Here is a 24,030-nt window from a genome sequence, read left to right as displayed (position 1 = left end):
AGTAAGATACCGCACTGTAAACCAAATGTTTACTTATCGCCGAGATAAGCTTTACCTTTTAAAATTAAAGAAAACTTTTCCTTACCTACTTTATGAACAAATACCGGTCCATAAAGCAAATAACGCTTCCATAGATGATTAGGTTCATTAAGCAAGCGGATAAACCACTCCAAACCCAAGTTAATCCAAAACTTACCTGGCCGCTTTACTGTTTCTGAGTAGAAATCAAATACCGCCCCTATTGAGCAAATCACTTTCACATCAAGTTTATGTTTATTGTGATACACCCAGGTTTCTTGTTTAGGAGCCGTCATTCCCACAAAAAGTACATCGGGCTTAAAGGCGTTGATATGCTTTATCATATCAGAATTATCTTCTTCAGTAAAGTTATCTTTAAATGGCGGCGAATGAAGTTCTACCCGTATATTGGGGTATTCTACTGATAAACGATTGCGTATGCCTTCGAGTGTCTCTACAGACGAGCCAAGGTAGAAGCATTTTCCACCTTTTAGATTCATTATGTTCAACATATAAGAATGCAGATCTGCTCCAGCTATCTTCTTGATTTTTTTCCCAATTAGAATCTTCACTGCTCCTACAATGCCCACTCCATCGGGTAACAGTATATCAGACTCAAGTAAAACCTTCTTGAAATCCGGATTTTTTTCAGCAATAATATATGAGTATTGATTTAAAGTATTGATAACATACTTAGACTTATTATCAACTTCAACTTGGTCTAAGGTGGAGGTAAAGATTGGATACTCAAATAAATTCAACGTAGAGTTCTTCGCCATTACTTTCTTAAAAAATAGTTGGTTCTAAAACCCCTGAGCTATTACACACCCTTAAAAACATCATGCTAACTAAATTATTGCTTCAGAAAATTAAATCAAAATTGGGCGCACTACTGTAATAAAAGACATTATAGAAAATTGTTAAACCATAATCTCTTGTAAAGGGATAAAATTATAAATTTTAACATTAAAATTTACTTACAGTCAAAATATATACTTTAACAGGCTTACTCAGTTATTGGCTTATCTGTTTAAGTGTGTAATATACGTTGTTAACTTGTATATGGTTGCTCCAAAAAATCCAACCATCTTATCATGGTGTTACTATCATAGTGATCTACTAATTTTCCGTTAGCATCTAAATCCGGGTGCAGCATTAACTCTGTTTTGCGGTTTATATTATTGTTCGGGTACTTACTTAAGAAATATTCAATCGTTTCAAAGCGGTCTGAGTAATTAAGTTCTTTTCTAATTAGCTTTTCATTTATGACATATCTGTACAAGTATTTTGTAAAGCTACCTTGTCGATAAGTTTGAGCTAACCTAAGTTTCAAGCGATATTCTTTAGCAACCTGTAAAAAAATTCCGATAAAAGCAGGTAAAGTATGCAAGTGTAAATGCGAATCTATATGCGTAATTCTAAGCTTCATATCTATTGCACGCTGCACCTGTGCTACAACTTCTTTATATAAAGCATTCCTGTGTGCTGACGAAAGATAGCGGATTAACTTACCTGTTACCAAAATGTTCCAACCGCCGGTTTCATTTAAAAAAAAAGGATCTATGTTCGTTATAGGCCTTAATTCTGCCAGATCAACATGTACCCCTATGTTTGTTATCGCCGAATTTGAGTGAATCTTTTCAACCGCATCGTAAAAACCTTCTGTGTTGGTCATCAATGATGTACTATTTATAATGCCGCGTTCATAACACAATAAAATAGCTTTGTTTACAGAGCTACTATAACCAAAGTCATCGGCGTTGGCTAATACATTTTTGGGAATCTGCATCAAGTGCCTATTATATGAAAAAGAAATTATTTCACAAAAAGTAAAATTTGAATATTTGCAACGTCAAGCCGGATATTGCTGTAATTACCGCAAAAAAAAACTTAAAAAATTCATCATTTCATATTTTTTATTATTTTCGCAATGGAAATAAGTTGGCAACACAGCAATTATTTGCGAACATGAGAGTAGATCAACCGTTTTTCTTGCTTGGTTTTTCCCCCAAATTTCTGAGCTTAACACTACTGTTGATTAATAGCGCACGATTTTTTAATTTCAGCCACCTTTGGCAGACGCCGTAATATTAGTAGATGGCTTAAATACAATTGCGCACTTATTCAATTTTAGTTAACTAAATCAATATGAAATTAAAACATCTCTTACCTATTTTTTTAGCCCTTGCATTTTTTGTTTCTTCATGTACATCCTACAAAAACGTTCCTTATTTTCAGGATCTAAACCGAGACAGCATACATACTGAAGATATTACTAATAAAACTCCTTTAACAATCCAGCCCGGCGATTTACTTGGCATACATGTTACGAGCATGAACCCGGACGCGTCGTATCTGTTCAACTACAATCTTGAGCGCCCTTCCGGAACAAATCTTGATAAAAGCGAGCAAAATGCGGTTGTAGGTTACCTTGTTGACAAAGAGGGCAACATACGTCTCCCTCTTGTTGGCGATGTTAATGTATTGGGGATGAGCACAATCGATATAGCAAAGCTGCTCGAAGAAAAGCTACTGCCTTATTTAACCAAGCCAAGGGTTAATGTCCGAATTCAAAACTTTAAAGTGAGCGTTATGGGAGATGTACGAGCACCGGGAGTTTATACTATTAACAACGAAAGGGTAACCGTAACTGAGGCCCTTAGCCTTGCAGGTGATTTATACGTAACAGGTATCCGCAAGATATTATTGGTGCGCGAAGTTGACGGAAAGCGTACGTATGTTCCCTTAGATCTCACATCTAAAAACCTATTTAACTCGCCTTATTATTATTTAAAAAATAATGATATGATTTACGTACAGCCAAACCAGGCCAGGGCGCAGAACGAAGGCACTACGTTCCAAAAAGCTGGCTTGTTAGTTTCAGCCTTGTCAATTCTCGCAATTCTTTTAACCCGATAATACAGCATCCTACTATATGAGCAAGCAAAAAACTCAATTAACTACCTTTACCTTACCTGCCGGGGATACCAATCCCGACAATTCTGGTGACTTGGTAAAAAAATATTTATTTCATTGGCCACTGTTTGTATTAGGCGTAATCATATTCGTTATACTAGCATTTTTCTACTTAAAGGTATCTAAACCCACATATCCAATTGTTGCTACATTGGAATTTAAAGGCCCGACAAGTTCAGAAGGAACGGTTATTAATAAAAGTGGCCAGGATCAGCAACTGGACCCTATCAGTACTCCGGTTATCGTCGAGAACGAGATTGAAGTAATGCAATCAAAAAAGATCATGTACAAGGTTGTAAATGATCTTCAGCTTTGGGTCAACTATTCTACTAAGATAAACGGTAAAAAAGAGGATCTTTACAAACGTAGTCCGGTGCTATTTTCTTTTGTAAAAACAACTGGTACAATAGACGGGAATGGTGCGAAACTTACCGTAATAATAAAAGACTCACAGACTTTTACCTTGTCGAATCCTGATGAAGGTGATAAGGACTATAAGTTTGGCAGCCCTGTGAAAAGCCCTTTCGGTACATGGACTTTAACTGCTACCAATAATATAAGCGGCTATTTGGGTGCTACTATTAACATCAATGTTAACGACCCCGATCAGGTTACCGACAACCAGCTTTCTAAGGTAAAAGTTGAGTTGGAGAATAAGGATGCTCCTTTTGTCAATCTTTCTACATCAGACGAGGTACCTGAACGAGGTAAAGATGTATTAAATGAGTTAATGGCTCAATATAAGGCAGATGCGATGTCATCAAAAAACAAAGATGCTAAAAAGGCAATTGACTTTATTGACGCTCGATTAGATTCATTAAACCGCAATTTAAGCATAGACGAAAAGGCGATAGAGGAATTTAAGAGCACCCAGGGCATGACCGACGTGACATCACAAGGTCAAGGCTTTAGAGATATAAGACAGGCTAATATAAAGGCTTTAAATGACGCCGAAATCCAGTTGAAAATACTTGATGGCTTGGAGCGTACACTTAGATCATCTGGTGATGACATTACTAAGCTACCTCCAACAAGTGCTTACTTGTCTGATCCAAGTTTGATGTCACTTTACGAAAAGCTTACCAACTTACAAACAAAAAGATCTGAGATGTTAGCTACGATACCGGCTGGCAACCCAATGTTTGATCCTATAAATGATCAAATCAAAACTTTACAAATAGCTTTCAAGGAGAAAGTCAAAGCATTAAAAGCATCCCAACTGGCTATTAGGTCTCAAATGCAGTCTTTCAATAACGGTATTGTATCAGACCTAAAGAAAATACCCGAACAAGACCGCGTTTATACTGCGATGAAGAGGGAACAAGAAAGTAAAGAAAAGATATACTCTTACCTACTTGAAAAACGTGAGTCTGTAGCATTAAGGTATGCCTCCACGGTGTCCGACTCCGAAATTGTTGATGATGCTCACGCCGGTAAAGCCAAGTGGCCTAAGCCGGGTATAGTTTATGCAATTGCAGTATTGCTGGGACTCGCTGCACCGATTGGATTGCTTTACGCCAGGGAAAGCCTTAACGAACGGATTAGCAATCGTAAGCAAATTGAAGATGCTGTTAACGTTCCAATACTTGGTGAGTTATCTTACCAGGAAGACACCACCCCTATCGTGGTTACAGAAGGACGCGGAAAATTTGTTATTGGTGAGCAGTTCAGGGTGCTACGTACTAATTTGTCCCACCTTCACGCAAATAACAACTCGGGGCGTGTAACCTTATTTACCTCCAGCGTTGGTAGTGAAGGCAAGAGCTTTGTAAGCTCCAATCTTGCAGTTACTTTAGCCTATGCTTCGAGGAAAACAATTATTTTGGAGATGGACTTGCGTAAGCCAAAAATATCGGGAGTATTCAATCTTTCATCTGAACACCCGGGCATAAGTGACTATTTGGCTGAAACAGCTAATGATGTTACTAAGCTTATACAGCCATCAGGCATTCCAGGGTTAGATGTTTTAGGTTGCGGTCCGATACAGCCAAACCCTTCAGAATTACTTGAAAAAGAACGTCTTGATGACCTTATAAACAAACTGAAGGAAAGCTACGACGATATACTTATCGACTCACCTCCGATTCACCTGGTTACTGATGCTTATATCATCTCCAGAACGGCAGATGCAGTAGTTTACATGATTCGTCAAGGTCATACATTGAAAGACGAACTCGACTTTATTAATGACGTAGATTCTGCTAAACGTTTCCCTAAATTCACATTGGTATTTAACGGTATCAAACGAGATCAGTTTAACTATGGCTATGGTTATACCAATAGCTACTACAGCTCTTACAATACATACACTGATAAAGAAAAAGAAACTTTAGGCTCTAAACTAAGAACATTCCTAAGGAGATTTTAACCTGCAGTAGTGCAGTAACAAGTTTACTATCGCAATAATTTACTTGTAATATGGTAAACTCCTAACATTCAGCTCAACTATTACGTTCAATTACCTTAGGTTTAATTAACAAAAGAAAAATCCAATCCTAATGAACAAAGCTATAACTAAAATTTGCTGTATCGGCGCAGGTTATGTAGGTGGGCCTACAATGGCCGTAATTGCACAAAAGTGTCCGCACATTAAAGTCACTGTTGTTGATTTAAACCAGGCCCGTATAGATGCCTGGAATGATCCAAATACAGAAAACATACCTGTTTATGAGCCTGGCTTGGCAGAGGTTGTAGCAGAAGCAAGAGGCAGAAATTTATTCTTTTCTACCCAAGTTGATGATGCAATTGCTGACGCCGAGATGATCTTCATTTCGGTAAATACACCTACCAAAACTTACGGTACCGGCAAGGGAATGGCTGCCGATCTTAAATACATTGAGCTTTGCGCCAGGCAGATTGCGAGAGTATCAAAGACAGACAAAATAGTTGTTGAGAAATCTACTTTGCCAGTGAGAACTGCTGAAGCTGTAAAAAGCATTTTGCAGAATACCGGCAACAATGTTCAATTCCAAATACTATCAAATCCTGAGTTCTTAGCGGAAGGAACAGCAGTGGAAGACCTTCATGCTCCGGATCGTATTTTGATAGGTGGTGATACCACAGAGGAAGGGCGGGCGGCTATCCAGGCGCTTGTTGACGTTTATGCTAATTGGGTGCCTAAAGAACGTATATTAACTACCAACCTTTGGTCATCTGAGCTTTCTAAATTAACGGCAAACGCTTTTCTTGCGCAGCGTGTATCATCAATAAACGCATTATCTGAGCTTTGTGAGCATACAGGCGCAGACATTGCTGAAGTATCGCGCTCGATAGGTACCGATAGCCGTATCGGCCCGAAATTCTTAAATGCATCAGTTGGCTTTGGTGGCTCGTGCTTCCAGAAAGATATACTTAACCTTGTATATATAGCCCGGTCTTACGGCTTAACACAAGTTGCTGATTACTGGGAACAGGTTATCATCATGAATGATCATCAAAAAAGACGTTTTGCTACTAAAATTGTTAAAACGCTTTACAACACCATTTCAGGCAAAAAGATTGCTTTCCTCGGTTGGGCGTTCAAAAAAGACACCAATGACACCCGCGAGTCTGCTGCTATTTATGTTGCTGACGATCTTTTAAACGAGCAGGCAACTATCGCTGTTTACGATCCGAAGGTTGCTGAAGACCAAATACTAGGCGATTTAAACTATTTGGAAACTCGTAAAGCTGAAAAGAACGCAGAGTTGGTGGACGTATATGAAGATGCCTACGATTGCTGCAAAGGCGCCCATGCAATAGCTGTAATGACAGAATGGGATGAATTTAAAACTTATGACTGGCAACGTATTTACGACAATATGATTAAGCCAGCCTTTGTGTTTGATGGCAGAAATGTAGTGAACAAAAAAGCACTGACCGAAATTGGTTTTAAGGTTTATAGTATAGGTAAATAACTGTGATTTGCCACTACCGAGTTCAACTGATAAGTAGATTTAAATAGCTTATTATGGAGTATACCTGTAGTTTGATTGTAAGATCGTTTAATGAAGAAAAACATATAGGGCGCTTACTGGAGGGTATAAAAAAGCAAACTTTGTATCCTGAGACGGAAGTCATATTAGTTGACTCGGGCTCTACTGATAATACTGTTAAAATCGCACTTGAACACGGCGCTAAGGTAATCACCATACGTCCTGAAGAGTTTTCATTCGGCAGAGCTATCAATCGAGGATGCGAAATAGCGGCAGGTAAATACCTGCTATTTGCGAGTGCGCATGTCTATCCCGTCTACACAGATTGGATTAAAAAGATGCTGCAACCTTTCGAAAACAAAAATATTGCGCTTGTTTACGGTAAGCAAATTGGCAATGAAATAACAAAGTACTCGGAGAGTCAGATTTTTAAAAAATGGTTCCCTGATGATTCAAATTACAATCAGGATCATCCGTTTTGCAACAACGCTAATGCTGCTATTCGTAAAGAATTGTGGATAGGACAACAGTATGACGAAAGTTTAACCGGACTTGAAGACCTTGACTGGGCAAGAAAAATAGAGCAGAAAGGTTTTGTAGTAGCTTATGAAGCCAATGCTCCTATCGTCCATGTACATGAAGAATCTATTTCGAAAATTAAAAACCGCTATATGCGTGAAGCTATAGCTTTGAAAAAGATTTTTCCAAAGCAGAAAATGAGTTTTCTGGACTTTGCCCGATTATACATTGCTAATACTTTCAGCGATTTTGTACACGCGAAACATGATGGCGTACTATTCAAAAACATGTCAGAGATTGTTCGCTTCCGGTATATGCAATTTTGGGGCACCTACAAAGGATTTAAACAAGGCGAGGTAAATACACGTTTACGGCAGCGTTTCTATTATCCAAACGGGCTTAAAAAGAGCACCGTAGAAGAACGAGAGAATGCTGAAAAAATAGTGTACTTAAAAGGAAACCATGCCAGTTAATCAGTCTGATGCAAAATAACACGGTAACAAAACTTCTACATAAATGACAAACAAATATAAATTGGTCGCTATAGTTCCTATGCGGCATTCAAGTGAGCGAGTTCCTGGAAAAAACTACCGCGATTTTGCAGGAAAGCCTTTATTTCACCATGTTGTTGGCACCTTGCTTGAGTGTGAACTAATTGATAAAGTAGTTATAGATACTGATAGTCCCACCGTTATTGAACAAACTAAAGAAGTTTTCCCGGAAGTGTTGGTACTTGAGCGGCCAGAACATCTACGCGACGGCAGTATTCCTATGAATGATGTACTAATGAATTCTATTAATCAGGTACCATCAGATTTCTACCTTCAAACACATAGCACAAACCCCATTTTATCTGCTAAAACCGTTGCAGCAGGAATAAAAAAGTTCTTCGAAGTGTATCCGATGTACGATTCACTTTTTTCGGTTACACGTAAAAACGTGCGTTATTGGGATAGCCTTGCCCGCCCTATTAACCACAACCCCAACATTTTATTAAGAACGCAGGATCTTCCGCCTATTTTCGAGGAGAATTCATGCATGTACCTCTTTACTAAAGATATATTGGCAAGAAAACATAACCGTATAGGCGACAGGCCGTATCTGTTTGAAATGATGGAAGAAGAAGCTCAGGACATTGATGTGGAGCTTAACTTTATAATGGCGGAACTGCTTTACAAACAACTAAATAACATCCAGTAATGAAGGTTTTGGTAACATGCCCGCCAATGCTAAAAGCAATTGAGCAACTAAGGCACCATTTTGAAGAAAAAGGCTTAGAACTTGTAACCCCTAACGTGGTACAGGTATTAACTGAAGACGAACTTGTAGAACTTGTGCCTACGGTTGACGCCTGGATTATTGGTGACGACCCGGCTACAGAGCGAGTATTTACTGCAGGCAAGAACGGTAAATTAGTTGCTGCTGTAAAATGGGGCGTGGGTGTAGACAACGTTGATTTTAAAGCTTGTGAAAAATTAGGTATCCCGATAGCTAATACACCAAGGATGTTTGGCAATGAAGTAGCAGATATGGCTTTAGCATACTTCACTGGGCTTGCACGGGAAAGTTACAAAGTTGATCGTGAAGTTCGTAAAGGAAATTGGATTAAGCCTCCCGGCATGTCTGTAGGTGGCAAAACAGTAGCTCTTATTGGCTTGGGAGACATCGGCTTAGCCACGGCCAAAAGGTTGAAAGCCTTTGACGTAAAAATAAATGCTTACGATCCGTTTACCAAGCTCAGTGCTGAAGAAGCTGGGGTTGATAACATTATTGCATTCCCGGAGCAATTAAACGAAGCCGATTTTGTAGTTATAACCTGCGCACTTACTCCATCAAGCTACCATTTGATAAATGAACAAAGCATCAAGTTGATGAAAGATGGTGTCATTATAATCAATGTGTCTCGTGGTGGGTTGATAGATGAACCTGCACTTATTGATGCTTTACGCTCTGGCAAGGTAAAATCGGCTGGGTTGGATGTTTTTGAGACTGAACCACTGCCTGCAGATAGCCCGTTGCGCGAATTTGAACAGTGTATTTTTGGCACTCATAACGGCTCTAACACCAAAGAAGCCGTGATCAGAGCCAGCATGAGGGCCATAGAAATATTATTTGGTTACCTAAACATAAAATAACATGGCCGAAAAAAAAGCTGTAGTTATCACCGGCGTATTGGGAGGCATTGGAAGCCAGTTAGCTCAAACCTTCAAAGAAAACAATTATGAGGTGATAGGTTTAGATGTTAAAGATGAACAACCTGCTTATTGCGACAAGTTTTTCAGGTTTGATTTACACCGCTATTGTACCGAACCGCAATATAAACAAGACTTGGAAGCCATATTTGATAAAGAGATTCCTGAGCTGTTTGTATTAGTTAATAACGCAGCGGTACAAATTTTAAGTGACCTGTCCGAAATCCGGTTAGAAGATTGGAATCAAACACTTAATGTCAATTTAACCGGTCCCTTGATGCTAAGCCAGTATTTTTTAAGCCGGTTAGAAAGATCTAAAGGTTCAATAATCAACATTGCCAGCATACATCACCAGCTTACTAAAAAACGCTTTGTAGCTTACGCAAGTTCTAAAAGTGCTCTTGTGGGCCTTACCAAGGCACTCTCTGTAGATTTACAGGGTCGTGTGCGGGTTAACGCCATTAGCCCTGCCGCCATTGATACTCAAATGCTTAGGGATGGCTTTGATAACAACGAAGCAAAAGTACAAATGCTTAATGAGATACACCCAAGCCAGCGCATTGGCAAGCCGCAGGAGGTATCACAGCTAGCTTTGCTGCTTGCAGAGGACAAGCTGGGGTTTATTAATGGTGCGAATCTTAATATTGATGGCGGGATAAGTAACGTACTAAAGGATTTAGATTAGAACATATAACTGTCTCAATATGATTTAATAGTGATCAATTAAGATTATCATGAGTATAAAATCGGCGTTTAAATTTGTAAAAAAATTTATAAAGCATTATGTGTTATATCCCCAGGTTTTAGTTTACGAGAACCGTAAGTTCCATAAATTAATTTTTCGTCTTCTAAGAAAAATGACTAAGGGAAATAGCTTCTCCGTTATAGGTGAAAATTCTCTTATTTCTATTCCAAGCGGTACGATACTTAAAAATTGTAGATTAAGAATTTCAGGTAAAAACAATAAAATTTTGATTGGTAAAAACTGCCGTTTAGAAAACACAACAGTTGATATTTATTCGGAAGATTCGCAGATAGTAGTTGGTGAAAACACATTTATAGGTGGTAACCATTTGGGATTTACGCATTTTTTAGCAAAAGGTTTTAATACAAACATTATCATAGGAAAGGATTGTTTATTTTCATATGGGATCGAAGCTCGTACTACAGATAGCCATTCTATTTTTGATAATGAAAGCGGCATTTTATTAAATGCACCCAAAAGCATTGATATTGGCGATCATTGCTGGATCGGTTCCCGTTCTTTGATACTAAAGGGAACCAATGTCGGATCTGGTTCAATAATAGGTGCAGGGTCTGTTGTGACAGGCTCTTTTGAAGAAGGGATAATTGCGGCTGGTATACCTGCAAAAAAAATTAAAGGTGGAATAAAGTGGCATCATAAAGCTCCCAACCTGAACGCAACGGATTTAACAACGGGAACCAATGTTTGTCAAGAAGTTTAAACTTCAAGTGACGATCAAAAATTAATAATAATTTAAGATGCTGAAAAGAGTTTGGGAATCCCCAACACTTATGACTTGGATGAGCTACTCTACGAGGGCTTTAACGTTGTTCGGGGTGTTACCCCTTGTATTAAAGCAATTTTCGTCCGGCGATGTTGTATTATGGTATCTTTTCTCCACTATCATTTCATTACAAAGCATAGCTGACTTTGGATTTAGACAGACTTTTACACGTATTATATCATACGCGTATAGCGGTGCTAAAGACATTAACGTGTATAAAAACGATAAGTCTGGCAATGTTGGCTCCAGCGAAGGGCCAAATGTAAGCCTGCTTAATAGTGTGGTATCTACTCAAAATCGGATATACATTTGGCTAACAGTTATTGTATTTATTTTGATGGCGGTTTTTGGAAGCTGGTCAATGATAAAGCCGGTGGATGACGGATCAAATATTCAACAAGCCTGGTGGAGCTGGGGAATTGTACTTGTGGTATCTTGCCTAAGCTTTTATGGGAAAACTTACATGAACTTTCTCGAAGGGCTCTTTAAAATTGCCCTGGTGCGCCGTATCGAAACACTTACCTCCATAGGCAGCATTGTAACCAGTATTATTGTGTTATATATAGCCCCATCTTTGCTTAATCTTGTTATTGTAAACCAATTTTGGGTACTCATAGTAACGATACGAGATTGGTATCTATGCCGTACTGTAGATGATAGATTGTATAAAAGGGTTTCCAACAAGTTGCCCTTTAATAAAGATATTTTTGATAAAATTTGGCAACCAGCCTGGAGAAGCGGAATATCAGGCTTCATGTCTGTTGGGCTTACCAATTTAACAGGGTTACTTTATGCACAAGTGGGCACTACTGCGGCTGTTGCTTCTTATTTGTTGGCGTTAAGATTAATTAACCAGATAAGAGACATCTCTATGGCGCCTTTTTACAGCAAGATACCCCTCCTTGCTATGTTAAGGGTTAAAAATGATTCATCTAATCTATTAAAGACAGTAAAAAGGGGGATGTTTTTAAGCCACATGGTTTTCATTTTGGGTTTTGTTTGTGTAGGCCTCCTTTCAAACACACTAATACACCTTATCCATAGTAACGTGCAATTTGTAAATCAACAGATGTGGTTATTACTGGGCTTTGCTTTTTTTATCCATCGCTTTGGCGCAATGCACATACAGGTATATATGTCAACAAACCACATTATATCTCATATTGCAGATGGAGTATCTGGCGTTTTATATATTATCTCAGGGCTTATCTTAACACGCTACATTGGTATTTACGCCGTTCCTGTAAGCATGCTGGTAGGCTACCTGGGGTTCTATGCCTGGTATGCGGCTAAATATTCATATGCATCGTTAAATGTGAAGTTATGGGAATTCGAGAGGTCTACTTCACTTGTTCCTGCTTTAATGTTTTTGTTATATTTATCAGTAGCAATGTTTGTAAAGTTCTAAAGTTGTTTTACCTAAAGCAGGTGCACCCTAATGTTGGTGTAAAGCACTTCTGTACATCCATCTACTTAATTCAATTACAATGGGTAATAAGAAAATTTATAGATATTTATTTGTAGCCGGGTACTTCACCTACCTTTTGTTTTTGATCAAGTTTTCCCTTGATGTTGTAAATCAGACATACTTACTTATAGGATTACTCCCGTTGTCAATTTATGCATTTTTTAAGTTTATGTATAATAAAAAAATGCGGGCACAATGGCTTAGTGCTTCGTTATTAATTACCATTTTCTTTCTTGCATACTACCTAATTTCCTCCTACAATCAACAAGTATTTTATAGAGGAATTACTCTTTTTTTTATAATGTTGTGCCATGTTTTAATCTTATCATATTATATATTTAAAAACAAGTATTTACAAGATATTAAATACACCACTATTGGTTTTTTGATCTTAACAATTTTTGTTGTCTTCATTCCACATTACTTAGTTGCCGGCAGCCTCAGTTTTGGCGCATTTTACAACTTACTTAGCCCCTCTTTTTTAACAAAGACTACAGTTGAGGCTCCATTAATTGTAGCGATTTTATTTTTGCTGTCCTTTTTCGATCTTATTTTCAATAAAAAATACACAACCCTAAATTTTTTCTCTCTGGTATTTTCTGTTTTTGTGTTATTGGTGTTTAACCGTCGAGGGTTTATTTTTAGTAGCGCTTTGTCAGTTTTCTTGTACTATTTAATTAACAGGTTTAATATCCCGCGATTAGCTTATATTATATTTGGTGTACTTTTCCTTCCTATGTATTGGGGTACCATAGCTACTTTGCTGGTAGATGTATCTAATAACCCATTATTCTCATCGGTAATTGTAAGAAATAACTCAGAAGAAATGGTGACTGCTAATGGCCGAAGCATTGGCTGGACCAACATACTAAAACTTTATTATTCTGGCAGCTTTACATACATGTTTGGGTATTTTGGCAATATCCCGGAATGGATGTTCTTATCTACAAAAGAAAATGGGCGTTACCAGCACGCACATAATACTTTGTTACAACTTTTTTTAGATGCTGGATACTTTATAAATATCTACTTTATTGGGTTAGTATCTATGCTGTTTAACAGCTTCGCAAAGCGGAAGTTACGTGACAAAAATAATCACAACTTCTATTTTGTTATTGTGATTTTCATATTTGTATTGGCTTCTACAGAGACTTTAATCAGACAAATTCAGTTTTCAACGTTTATTGTTTGCTACGCTTTGTTAGGTTTTAGTTACACCAACCTAATTCAAAAAAACAGCATCAGAATTACACTAGGCTTTATTGAGAAAGAAGACGATTCATCAGAAGATCGAGATGTTTCAAATAGCTTGGCTTAACATATCAATAACAAACAACCATATAGTATGGCTAACATAACCTCAGATCAACTAAAAGTCTCCCGATTTGAATCTAAGTTTAGACGCCTCGTTGCGTCGTTTACCGGGTATTTAGCCCAAAAGAATATTGTTCTAAGCAAAGACTTAAAGAAACTTAGATCACTAAAAGATATACACAAAGGTAAAACGGCCTTTTTGATTGGTAATGGGCCTAGTGTACGCACCAATGATCTCGAGCAACTTAGAGATGGGGTATATTTTTGCTGTAACAGATTTAGTTTAGCTTATGGAAGTACTTCGTTTAGGCCCACTTATACATTAGCTTCTGACAGGCAAACAATTTCCGACTTCGGACAACAAATTGTAAACGAGGCGGAGACCGACGTTATTATATGCTCGTTAACTAAACCAAACTTTACCGGAGAATTCACCTGGCTATGTCAACAATACGATAAACTTTTCGAAAATATTTATCGTGGCGCTATGCCTGGTGGCGGCACCTTAATTGTAGCTATACAGTTGGCCTGGCACATGGGTATCAGAGATTTTGTTTTATATGGCGTTGACCACAATTACCCTAACATGGTTAAAACCGAATCTACAGATATTTACTACTCTGCATCTGGCGAGGGTAATCATTTTATACCCGATTACCGTTCTGGTAAGCCATGGTGCCCGCCCATTGTTGAAGAAATAGAGCACTCCTTTTCTATATGCAAAGAGTATATCATAAAAAATGGAGGAACGATTGTAAATGCTACTCGCGGAGGCAAATTGGAAATATTTGATAGAAAAGAGATAGAAAATTACTTTGAGTAAGTTGGTCGTTACTAATAAAGCTGCCTTTTGGGTGCATTCTTAAATGCATTTAGCAAAGTACTATAAGCCGATTTTTGCCTCATATTTTCATCAAATAACAGTGGCCTTGTTCGTAACCCATCTTTACGAACATGCTTAAATTTTGCATTTAGCCATGTGTATTTATCAGAAATACCCCAGGTTACCAATGTTTTAACGGCAGTTTCATTCAAAGCTACGTCTAAAAAATCTTTATAAAGGCCTGCAACCTCGCCATCTCTCTCGTTGTTTGCAGCGTTGCGGGTGCTAAAATCAAACACATCAAGTTCTGTAATTAGTATTTTATATCCGCGACTGCTTATATCCTTTAGAAAACTGCTATATAAACTCTGGTTAAACCGGCTGCCGTCCAACCGCAAATGAGATTGAAGACCAACAGCATCAACCGGGATATTCTCGGCCTGAAACTTATCCAGCAATCTCATTAGCGCATCTCTCCTTTTTTGCTGGTAAGAATTATCCATCTCCATTCCATAATCGTTATACACCCTCATAACGTTGGGGGCTGCTGCTTTTGCCGCTTCAAAAGCCACTTTTATATAGCGTGGACCCATTTTCTTTAAAAATGGCGAATTGCGCAAGCCGCCAGGCATACCGTCCTCCACGTTTATACCTTCGTTAACGGGGTTCCATGAGTACATCTTACTTCCGTACTGCCTATACAAGGCCATAGCGTAATCTGAAATAGCTTCTTCGGGCTGGGCTGCATCAGCAAACCATTTAGGACATGCGTCATGCCAAACGATATGGCCACCGGTTAAGCGCATTGAATTTTGCAGTGCAAAGGAGATGTTAGGATCTTGCCACGAAAAAGTCCGGCTAAGTTTCTGAGGAAATGACGAAGACCATGTGAAATTTGGAGCGTAGAATTCACATTGGTTTGCAAATAAAGCCCTAAACAGCGGCGATGTATTTGCAAAATCTTCCTCATTATGCGCGCCGTAATGTACTCCTACTAATTTCGCTGCACTCTTAAGCGTTCCCATCGCCAAATCAGCGGAAAACGCGTCGGCGGTTAACGTACCTGCCACTCCGCTTAAAAGAGCTACACTAAATGTTTTGAGAAACTCACGACGATCTTGCTTGTATTCAAATTTATTTACAGACTCCATACAAAATTTCTTTAAGATTAATTTAAAAGGCATATAACACTCATTTTATAACGGTTTATAGTCAACCGAATTATGTACACCTATGAACTCTTATTAATCGGAGCATTAACACCACTGTATTTATCTATCAATTATACCAGATTTAAACTTTATAATGAGATGTTGAAAATAATAACGAAATAAGGGCTTTATTATTAAAATAGTTCAACCATATTATCAATTTTTTTTTATTTTTGTAAAGCATGCGCATCGTAATGTTTACACATGAGTTTCCTTATCCTGCTAATAACGGCGGCAGAATTGATATTTGGAACCGTTTAAAAGCTTTACACATATTAGGACATGAAGTGTTTTTAATTGCGTGGTCTATTTATGAAGACAATCAAAAGGAAGAAAGTATAGCCGCAGTAAACGAAATAGTTAATAAGTTAATTGTATTTAAAAGAAAAAATAACTTATTAAGTCGTTTTTGGAACCTTACTAAAAAGCTTGCGCTTTTACCTTTTCAGCCTAACATTGTAACGGAGTGTCAGCTTACCACAAACAAGAAAAACGAGTTATTAAATATAATATCAGGTTTTAAACCTGATGTGTTTTTATCTGATGCGGTCTTTGCGGCAGAAACAACACTATATTTCGCTAAAAAACTTGCCGTTCCTTTTTTCATCAGGTCACATAATGTTGAACATGTATATGTGAAAAAACAACTACAGAACGCCACCAATCTAAAATCAGTTTTTAAGATTGGAGGGACTTACTTCAGCTTGAAAAAATACGAAAAGAAAATGTTTGTGCAGGCGGACGGTATTCTTGACATTTCCATGGATGACGTGCTTTTTTGGCAAAGTGAAGGCATAAAAAACATCAGATGGTCCCCACCTGTGTTTTTTGACAACCCAAACAGATTACCGTTATCCCAACAACATAAATTATACGAGCTGTGCTATGTAGGTAATTTATACAATCCAAATAACATCAAAGGCTTGAGTTGGTTCATAAATGACGTTTTGCCGTTAATAAAACAGCAATTACCCAGCGTGAGAATGTGCATTGCAGGCTCGAAACCAACCCCCGAAGTTGTAAGTATGTGTGAAGCAAACAACATTACATTAATGGCAAACCCCGTAAGTGTTAACGAGATTTATTCGCAGAGCAAAGTATTGATTAACCCAACGTTGTTTGGTAGCGGAGTTAATTTAAAAACAGTTGAACAGCTATTTGAAGATGTACCTGTTGTTTGCACATCTGCTGCAATAAAGGGTTTGCCGCCTGAATTTAAACTCGTGTTTAACATAGCCGACTCCAAAAACGACTTTTCAGCAAAGGCCCTTAATCTATTAATTCACAAGCAAGAGGTTTCGGACCATCAAACTAATAACTTAAATTTTAAATTGAGGTCGTTCTTTTCGCCTGAATATTATGATGCTGTGTTGAATGAGTTGTTAAAAGTATATATTGAACCTACATTAGAAAAAATAGCATAATGGTTTTTATTTGTATACCGGTTTTTAATAGGCTTAACTATACAATTGATTGCATAAACAGCATCAGAGAACAATCGTATTCAAATTATAAAATTATTATCTGTGATGATAATTCGACAGACGGTACTGCAGAATATCTGGAAACACATGCAAAGGAAGTTGTTGTAGTAAAGGGCGACGGCAACTTATGGTGGACAGGTGGTACAAATATGTGTATTAAGTATGCACTTGAGATTGCCAGCCCAGGCGATTATGTGTTTACCCTTAATAACGATACTGAATTAACTTCTAACACCCTGCAAACTCTTGTTAACTTTGCAGATGCTCATCCAGGTTCTATTGTTGCGGGTGGCAACTATTTTAAAAAAGACAAGCACCTGCTTGAGCCTACTGCATTTAAACAGCGCAATAGATTTCCCTTTTCGTTGTATCATTCACCTGCTTTTTCATGGGGTGAAGATTCCACAAAGATTAATGTAAAGATTATAGAAGTAGATTCGTTAAGCGGAAAAGGTGTTTTAATACCTGTGAATGTCTTCGAAAAAATAGGACTTTATAACTTTGAAAAGCTTCCTCATTATCACAGTGATCAGGAGTTTATTAGACGGGCCAAGAATAATGGTTTTAAAGTATTTATAAACCTTAACGCTGTTATTTACACTGACGAATCCGCATCAGGTATTGGTCAAATAAACTCGAAAGTGAGTTTTAGAGAGTTTTATCATAGCTTCGGCACCCTTAGATCTGCTAATCATCTGCAAACTCTTTACAACAGGTCTAAAATAATATACAAAGGAAAATGGCCTGCTTATTTAGTTGCCAATTTGATTGTTATTAATATTAGTTTTTTCAAACGCTATTTCAAAACAATTTTTAATTTAAATAGGCAATGAAAGTTGATATTTTTGGAGTAAAATACACTATAACTGATTATGAAAAAGCTTCAGATATCATTATAGCTAATGCTAAATGCAACAATTCATTTGGCGTGTCTGCACTTGCGGTTCATGGCTTAATTGAATGTTATAATAATAATCAATTAAAGAATCAAATTAATAAGCTTGATTTGATAGTACCCGATGGACAACCAGTAAAATGGGCGATGAATAGCTTCCACAAAGCTGCTCTAAAGGATAGAGTATACGGGCCTACTTTAACTTTAGAAGTGCTAAAGAAAGCTGACAAAGAAAAACTTTCGGTTTATCTTTATGGAAGTAAACAAACAACCTTAGATGCATTCGAAAGAAATATTAACGCTTGGTTTCCCAATATTAGAATAGCTGGAATCCATCCGGATAGATTTAGAAACGCTACTGCCGAAGAAGATTTGCTAGATATTGAAAAAATTAATCGATCAGGTGCAAATATTGTATTAGTAGGAAGAGGCTGCCCAAGACAGGAGATTTGGGTATCAGAACATTTAGGTAAAGTGAATGCGGCAATGATGGCAGTTGGTGCAGCCTTTGATTTTCATGCCGGCACGTTAAAACAAGCTCCATCCTGGATGCAAGACAATGGTCTCGAATGGCTGTTTCGTCTTATAAGTGAACCGCAACGACTTTGGAAACGTTATTTATTTACGAATTCTAAATTCGTAATGCTTTTTGTAGGAAAAAAATTAAAAATTGTTAACTAAATAGAGGTAATATGAATATTGCGTTAATTACAGGCTCTGCTGGCCTAATAGGAAGTGAATCAGTAGCGTTTTTCGCAGACAAATTCGATATAGTAGTCGGTATAGACAATAACTTACGTCAATATTTTTTTGGTGCTGAAAGCAGTACAGAATGGAATAGAAGCCGACTTGCGGAAATGCATTCAAACTATAGGCATTATAATGCCGACATTAGAAATATTGAGGAGTTAAGCCCAATATTCGAAGAATATAAATCCGATATTAAGCTAGTGGTTCATACAGCGGCCCAACCAAGTCATGACTGGGCTGCCAGGGAGCCATTTACTGACTTCACGGTCAACGCTAATGGAACCCTTAACATGCTCGAATTAACTCGGCAAAATTGTCCCGACGCAGTATTTATATTTACATCAACTAATAAAGTATATGGTGATAATCCAAATTATTTACCTCTAGTAGAAACAGAAACTCGCTGGGAAATAGCTGAAGATCATAAATATTTTAAAAACGGCATAGATGAGCATCTTAGTATAGATCATACAAAGCATTCCCTTTTCGGTGCATCTAAAGTAGCCGCTGATGTATTAGTACAGGAATACGGTCGTTATTTCGGGATGAAAACTGGTGTTTTCAGAGGAGGCTGCTTAACTGGTCCAAATCACTCCGGAGCGCAATTGCATGGGTTCCTTTCTTATTTAATGAAGTGCGCAATTACGGGTAACCATTATACAATTTTTGGATATAAAGGAAAACAAGTTAGAGATAACATTCACAGTTTTGATTTAGTAAATATGTTTTGGCACTTTTATCTAAATCCAAGAGCGGGCGAGGTTTATAATGCCGGGGGAGGAAGATATGCAAACTGCTCTATGTTGGAAGCCATAACTATTTGCGAGGAAATTACAGGCAACAAAATGGATTACAGCTATTCCGAAACAAATAGAATTGGAGATCATATATGGTACGTAAGTGATTTATCTAAATTTATAAACCATTATCCGGAATGGTACTGGACTTACGATTTAACCGCGACTCTTGGTCAAATTCATGATAGCATGTTATCGCGATTAACCAATTCCTAATACTCTCAAGTTTTCGCAGAAGTATGAATGCCAATTTGTTATTCAAGACTAGAGGCCTATTAGGGGAGGGTAGCATTTGGCACCATAACAGTAAAAAGCTTTACTGGGTAGATATTGAAGGCCGCTCATTTAATGTATACGATCCGTTTACCCAGAAGAATCAGTCCTACGACACGAAGAAAAGGATCGGCACTGTGGTGCCATCATCTAGCGATGATACGGTTTTATTGGCACTAGAAGATGGTATTGCATACTTGGATTTGACCAGTGGAAATATAATTTACAAGCTAAAAACGGATATTCATAAGAATAATAAGCGTTTTAATGACGGAAAGTGTGATCCGCAAGGACGGTTTTGGGTGGGTTCATTAACAATAGAGAACGCCACCAGCGATAACAAGCTATATTGCTTAACAAACAATTTTAAGCTGGAAGAAAAATTGGAGGGTTTGACAATCTCGAATGGAATTGCGTGGTCTACGGATAGTAACCTGATGTATCACATTGACACTCCAACCGGACAAGTTGCACAATTTGATTTTGATAAAACCAACGGGAATATATTTAATAAGCGCATTTCGATTAATATTCCTTCTGAAGATGGTTTCCCTGACGGCATGACTATCGACAGCGAAGGGATGCTTTGGATAGCACTTTGGGATGGATTTGGTGTTGCACGATACAACCCGGTGACTGGCAAGTTGCTAGATAAGGTCAATGTTCCTGTGCCTAAAGTAACCTCTTGTACATTTGGCGGTAAAGATTTAACTGATCTTTATATAACAACAGCAAGTTGCGAAATGACTGAGGAGGAGTTGAACATGTATCCGTTGAGCGGTTCACTGTTTGTTGCACATACTGAAATTAAAGGATGTCGTAGTTATAGTTTTGATTCTGGTCAGTTGTAAAAAGTTTTACCATAATCATCTGTGGGAAATGTAAGGGAATTTTTATCAATACCTTTAACATAATAAATAAACGTGATTGATTGAAACTATAATATTATTTCAAATTTCGCCATCATTAAGGTTAAAATTTACTATATTTGAAACGATTGATTAATAACTCTACCATATTTGTATGAATAAAAAGATCGCTTTAGTAACTGGTATAACTGGTCAAGACGGGGCTTATTTGGCCGATTTACTATTATCCAAAGGATATGAGGTACATGGCATAAAACGTCGTAGCTCCTTATTTAATACTGATCGTATTGATCACATCTACCATGATCCGCATGATGAAGATCAACGGTTTGTTCTACATTACGGTGATCTTTCTGATTCAACAAATCTTATACGTATCATACAGCAGGTACAGCCTGATGAAATCTACAACCTCGGTGCAATGTCACACGTTAAAGTGAGTTTTGATACACCTGAGTATACTGCTAATGCAGATGGAATTGGCACTTTAAGAATACTTGAAGCTGTACGTTTACTTAACCTGACTAAAAAAACGAAAATATATCAGGCCTCAACCTCGGAGCTCTACGGCTTGGTTCAAGCTGTTCCACAATCTGAAACTACGCCGTTTTACCCACGTTCACCTTACGCAGTAGCTAAGCTTTATGCATATTGGATAACTGTTAATTACCGCGAAGCATATAATATGTTCGCCTGCAATGGGATTTTGTTTAATCACGAAAGCCCTTTGCGAGGTGAAACCTTTGTTACCAGGAAAATTACCCGTGCAGTTGCTAAAATAGCTATGAAACTGCAGGATAAATTATACCTGGGTAACTTAGATGCGCAACGAGATTGGGGGCATGCAAAAGACTACGTTGAAGCTATGTATCTGATATTGCAGCAAGATGTCGCAGAAGATTTTGTGATTGCGACTGGTGTTACTACCACAGTACGCGAGTTTGTACGCCTTGCGTTTGCGGAAGTAGGCATCGAAGTTGAATTTAAGGGCACAGGTGAAAACGAAAAAGGGTATGTAGTCAAATGTTCTAAGCCTGAATTTCAACTACAAGCGGGCGCTGAAGTAGTCTCTGTTGACTCAAAATACTTCAGACCAACAGAAGTGGAGTTGTTAATAGGAGATCCGACAAAATCAAATGAAAAATTGGGCTGGAAACCTAAATATGATTTGCAAGCTTTGGTAAAAGAAATGGTTGCTGCAGACGTAGAGTTATTCCAAAGAGAGAAATTATTAAAGGATTCGGGATACCAGATAAAAAATCAATTCGAATAATCCAGTGAATGTTAAAGCTAGACCAAGCTTATGTTTATGGACATGATGAAATAAATGCGTTCCGCACTTATTAATTGAGGTGAAAGCAAATTAATATAAAATGAACCCCAATTTGCGTATTTAATATTAAGATATCGGTCTAAACGTTAGCAAATAGGACATTTTATTACTCAACTACAGCTAGGTACTACACATGGAGTTAAGATATAAATATCGGTTTAATTTCTTCCGTTTTATCAACGAAGTCATTTTGCTGACTATAAGTTTCGTACTCTCATTTTATATTTTAAACCGGGTTTATCATAGAGATTTCTTTATGATAAACATCTGGATGCTTCCGCTACTTATCATAGGCTGGTATTTCTCTTCGCGATCAACAAAATCCGCCGATGACTTAAATTCAAAATCAATTACTGCTACATTATACAAAATAGCAAACAGTATCTTTGTTCAATTCTGCCTTGTTATCTTGTTTTTCTTCACATCACATCAAACCTACAATAGCAAGCGTTTTTTGCTCTTCTATATAATATTGTTAAGTATACTGGTACCGCTCGAAAAACTTTTATATAAAAAGACTCTTTTATACTTACATAAAAAAGGTGTCAATCGAAAACGAATACTCATTGTCGGAGGTGGACGAACGGGTATGCAGTTTTCTGATATAATCACTAGAAACGATCATCTTGGTTATGAAATTATTGGTTTTCTCGATGATGAGAAGAAGAGTCATCTTAATGGACAGTACTTGGGGCCTACCAGTAAAATAGATGAGTACCTTGCTTCGGGAACCCCTGAGTTTGATGAGGTTGTAGTAGCTCTTCCGAATAGCGCGCATAACAAGATAAAACATATAGCTAGTGTAGTTGGAAGGAACACGATTAAATTACGGATTATACCAGCTTATCATGAATTAATAAACTCGCAATATAATGTAAGTATATTTAACGGCTTTCCCATGATAACTCTAAGGCATGAGCCTTTAGACGAACTTCATTTAAGGGTAATTAAACGTCTTTTCGATATTGTATTTAGTTTTTTTGTATTGATCCTGGTATGCTCTTGGTTGTTCCCTTTAATAGCTTTGGCAATTAAGCTTACTTCTAAGGGTCCAATATTTTTTGTTCAGGAGCGTTGGGGAAAGAAAAACAGAAAAATTAAATGCTACAAGTTTCGTTCAATGTATGTGCGTTCCAAAGATGTTGACGAGGTTAGTGGAAAATATCAGCAGGCCAAAAAAAATGATCCTCGAATAACGAAAATCGGAGGATTTTTAAGGAAATCTAATCTGGACGAATTTCCACAATTTTTCAATGTGTTTTTTGGGGATATGTCTGTTGTGGGCCCGCGCCCCCATCCTACCCCCTTGAACCTAGAATCAAAGGAATTAATAGATAATTATCTTGTTCGTCATTTGGTAAAACCGGGTATTACCGGATGGGCACAAGTAAATGGTTTTAGGGGGGAAACAAGCGATCCATCTTTAATGAAGGCACGTGTAAATTATGACATTTGGTACATTGAAAATTGGAGTTTACTGCTGGACTTAAAAATTATTTTTTTAACGTTTTGGAAAACCATTGTCGGTGATAAAAACGCTTTTTGATCCACTGTATTTAGTAGCTCCACTCCAAATTATACTACGGTAAATCACATTATCGGTTATCTTAAATAAGGCTGAATTGCTAAAAACACAAAAAAAGCATAATTTAGCGCACGAAAGCC

At 37.6% G+C, this 24,030-nt stretch carries 21 protein-coding genes; 18 read left to right on the top strand and 3 right to left on the bottom strand.

Annotated elements, in window-relative coordinates:
• Positions 1-29: 29 nt before the first annotated feature.
• On the bottom strand, positions 30-797 hold the full coding sequence (locus tag AC59GT_RS14800; RefSeq protein WP_497238349.1) for a WecB/TagA/CpsF family glycosyltransferase: 768 nt from the start codon (positions 795-797) through the stop codon (positions 30-32).
• 272 nt (positions 798-1,069) lie between these two features.
• The gene (locus AC59GT_RS14795; protein WP_497238348.1) at positions 1,070-1,807 is read right to left on the bottom strand and encodes a carbohydrate deacetylase; all 738 of its coding nucleotides are present in this window, start codon (positions 1,805-1,807) and stop codon (positions 1,070-1,072) included.
• Positions 1,808-2,166: 359 nt separating this feature from the next.
• On the opposite strand from AC59GT_RS14795, the gene AC59GT_RS14790 reads away from it, so the two are divergent.
• The 11 genes from AC59GT_RS14790 to AC59GT_RS14740 all read left to right on the top strand — a co-directional run bounded on the left by AC59GT_RS14790 (position 2,167) and on the right by AC59GT_RS14740 (position 14,753).
• Positions 2,167-2,937, top strand: coding sequence for a polysaccharide biosynthesis/export family protein (locus AC59GT_RS14790; protein WP_497238347.1), 771 nt, complete (start codon positions 2,167-2,169; stop codon positions 2,935-2,937).
• Positions 2,938-2,953: 16 nt separating this feature from the next.
• Positions 2,954-5,362, top strand: a complete 2,409-nt coding sequence (locus tag AC59GT_RS14785) for a GumC family protein (protein WP_497238346.1) — start codon at positions 2,954-2,956, stop codon at positions 5,360-5,362.
• A gap of 130 nt (positions 5,363-5,492) precedes the next feature.
• The gene (locus tag AC59GT_RS14780) at positions 5,493-6,890 is read left to right on the top strand and encodes a UDP-glucose 6-dehydrogenase (RefSeq protein WP_497238345.1); all 1,398 of its coding nucleotides are present in this window, start codon (positions 5,493-5,495) and stop codon (positions 6,888-6,890) included.
• A gap of 53 nt (positions 6,891-6,943) precedes the next feature.
• The gene (locus AC59GT_RS14775; RefSeq protein WP_497238344.1) at positions 6,944-7,900 is read left to right on the top strand and encodes a glycosyltransferase family 2 protein; all 957 of its coding nucleotides are present in this window, start codon (positions 6,944-6,946) and stop codon (positions 7,898-7,900) included.
• Between the two features lie 43 nt (positions 7,901-7,943).
• Entirely contained in the window at positions 7,944-8,627 is a 684-nt protein-coding gene (locus tag AC59GT_RS14770; RefSeq protein WP_497238343.1) for an acylneuraminate cytidylyltransferase family protein, read from the top strand.
• On the top strand, positions 8,627-9,562 hold the full coding sequence (locus AC59GT_RS14765) for a phosphoglycerate dehydrogenase (RefSeq protein ID WP_497238342.1): 936 nt from the start codon (positions 8,627-8,629) through the stop codon (positions 9,560-9,562). Before AC59GT_RS14770 ends, AC59GT_RS14765 begins: the two co-directional genes overlap by 1 nt.
• A gap of 1 nt (position 9,563) precedes the next feature.
• Complete coding sequence (locus tag AC59GT_RS14760) at positions 9,564-10,304, top strand: SDR family NAD(P)-dependent oxidoreductase (RefSeq protein WP_497238341.1); 741 nt, start codon at positions 9,564-9,566, stop codon at positions 10,302-10,304.
• Between the two features lie 49 nt (positions 10,305-10,353).
• Complete coding sequence (locus AC59GT_RS14755; RefSeq protein WP_497238340.1) at positions 10,354-11,085, top strand: acyltransferase; 732 nt, start codon at positions 10,354-10,356, stop codon at positions 11,083-11,085.
• Between the two features lie 79 nt (positions 11,086-11,164).
• On the top strand, positions 11,165-12,556 hold the full coding sequence (locus AC59GT_RS14750) for a hypothetical protein (protein ID WP_497238339.1): 1,392 nt from the start codon (positions 11,165-11,167) through the stop codon (positions 12,554-12,556).
• Between the two features lie 229 nt (positions 12,557-12,785).
• Entirely contained in the window at positions 12,786-13,934 is a 1,149-nt protein-coding gene (locus AC59GT_RS14745) for a hypothetical protein (RefSeq protein WP_497238338.1), read from the top strand.
• A gap of 27 nt (positions 13,935-13,961) precedes the next feature.
• Complete coding sequence (locus tag AC59GT_RS14740) at positions 13,962-14,753, top strand: motility associated factor glycosyltransferase family protein (RefSeq protein ID WP_497238337.1); 792 nt, start codon at positions 13,962-13,964, stop codon at positions 14,751-14,753.
• Between the two features lie 11 nt (positions 14,754-14,764).
• On the opposite strand, the gene AC59GT_RS14735 is transcribed toward AC59GT_RS14740, so the two are convergent.
• Positions 14,765-15,904, bottom strand: a complete 1,140-nt coding sequence (locus AC59GT_RS14735) for an endo-1,4-beta-xylanase (RefSeq protein ID WP_497238336.1) — start codon at positions 15,902-15,904, stop codon at positions 14,765-14,767.
• Between the two features lie 254 nt (positions 15,905-16,158).
• On the opposite strand from AC59GT_RS14735, the gene AC59GT_RS14730 reads away from it, so the two are divergent.
• The 7 genes from AC59GT_RS14730 to AC59GT_RS14700 all read left to right on the top strand — a co-directional run bounded on the left by AC59GT_RS14730 (position 16,159) and on the right by AC59GT_RS14700 (position 23,911).
• A complete protein-coding gene (locus AC59GT_RS14730) occupies positions 16,159-17,388 on the top strand; it encodes a glycosyltransferase (RefSeq protein ID WP_497238335.1) in 1,230 nt (409 codons plus the stop codon).
• Complete coding sequence (locus AC59GT_RS14725; RefSeq protein ID WP_497238334.1) at positions 17,388-18,281, top strand: glycosyltransferase family 2 protein; 894 nt, start codon at positions 17,388-17,390, stop codon at positions 18,279-18,281. Before AC59GT_RS14730 ends, AC59GT_RS14725 begins: the two co-directional genes overlap by 1 nt.
• A complete protein-coding gene (locus AC59GT_RS14720) occupies positions 18,278-19,024 on the top strand; it encodes a WecB/TagA/CpsF family glycosyltransferase (RefSeq protein ID WP_497238333.1) in 747 nt (248 codons plus the stop codon). Before AC59GT_RS14725 ends, AC59GT_RS14720 begins: the two co-directional genes overlap by 4 nt.
• Positions 19,025-19,035: 11 nt before the next feature.
• Positions 19,036-20,106 (top strand): NAD-dependent epimerase/dehydratase family protein, encoded by a 1,071-nt coding sequence (locus AC59GT_RS14715; RefSeq protein ID WP_497238332.1) that lies wholly within the window; start codon positions 19,036-19,038, stop codon positions 20,104-20,106.
• Between the two features lie 23 nt (positions 20,107-20,129).
• Positions 20,130-21,014 carry an SMP-30/gluconolactonase/LRE family protein gene (locus tag AC59GT_RS14710; protein WP_497238331.1) on the top strand — a complete coding sequence of 295 codons (885 nt, stop codon included), beginning with the start codon at positions 20,130-20,132 and terminating at the stop codon, positions 21,012-21,014.
• Between the two features lie 172 nt (positions 21,015-21,186).
• Positions 21,187-22,305, top strand: a complete 1,119-nt coding sequence (gene gmd, locus AC59GT_RS14705; RefSeq protein WP_497238330.1) for a GDP-mannose 4,6-dehydratase — start codon at positions 21,187-21,189, stop codon at positions 22,303-22,305.
• Positions 22,306-22,498: 193 nt separating this feature from the next.
• Positions 22,499-23,911, top strand: a complete 1,413-nt coding sequence (locus AC59GT_RS14700) for an undecaprenyl-phosphate glucose phosphotransferase (RefSeq protein ID WP_497238329.1) — start codon at positions 22,499-22,501, stop codon at positions 23,909-23,911.
• Positions 23,912-24,030 lie beyond the last annotated feature (119 nt).

This window comes from Mucilaginibacter sp. 320_HR (genome assembly GCF_059691875.1).
The sequence above is the reverse complement of the archived record's forward strand: the minus strand, read 5'-3'. Positions and strand labels throughout refer to the sequence as shown.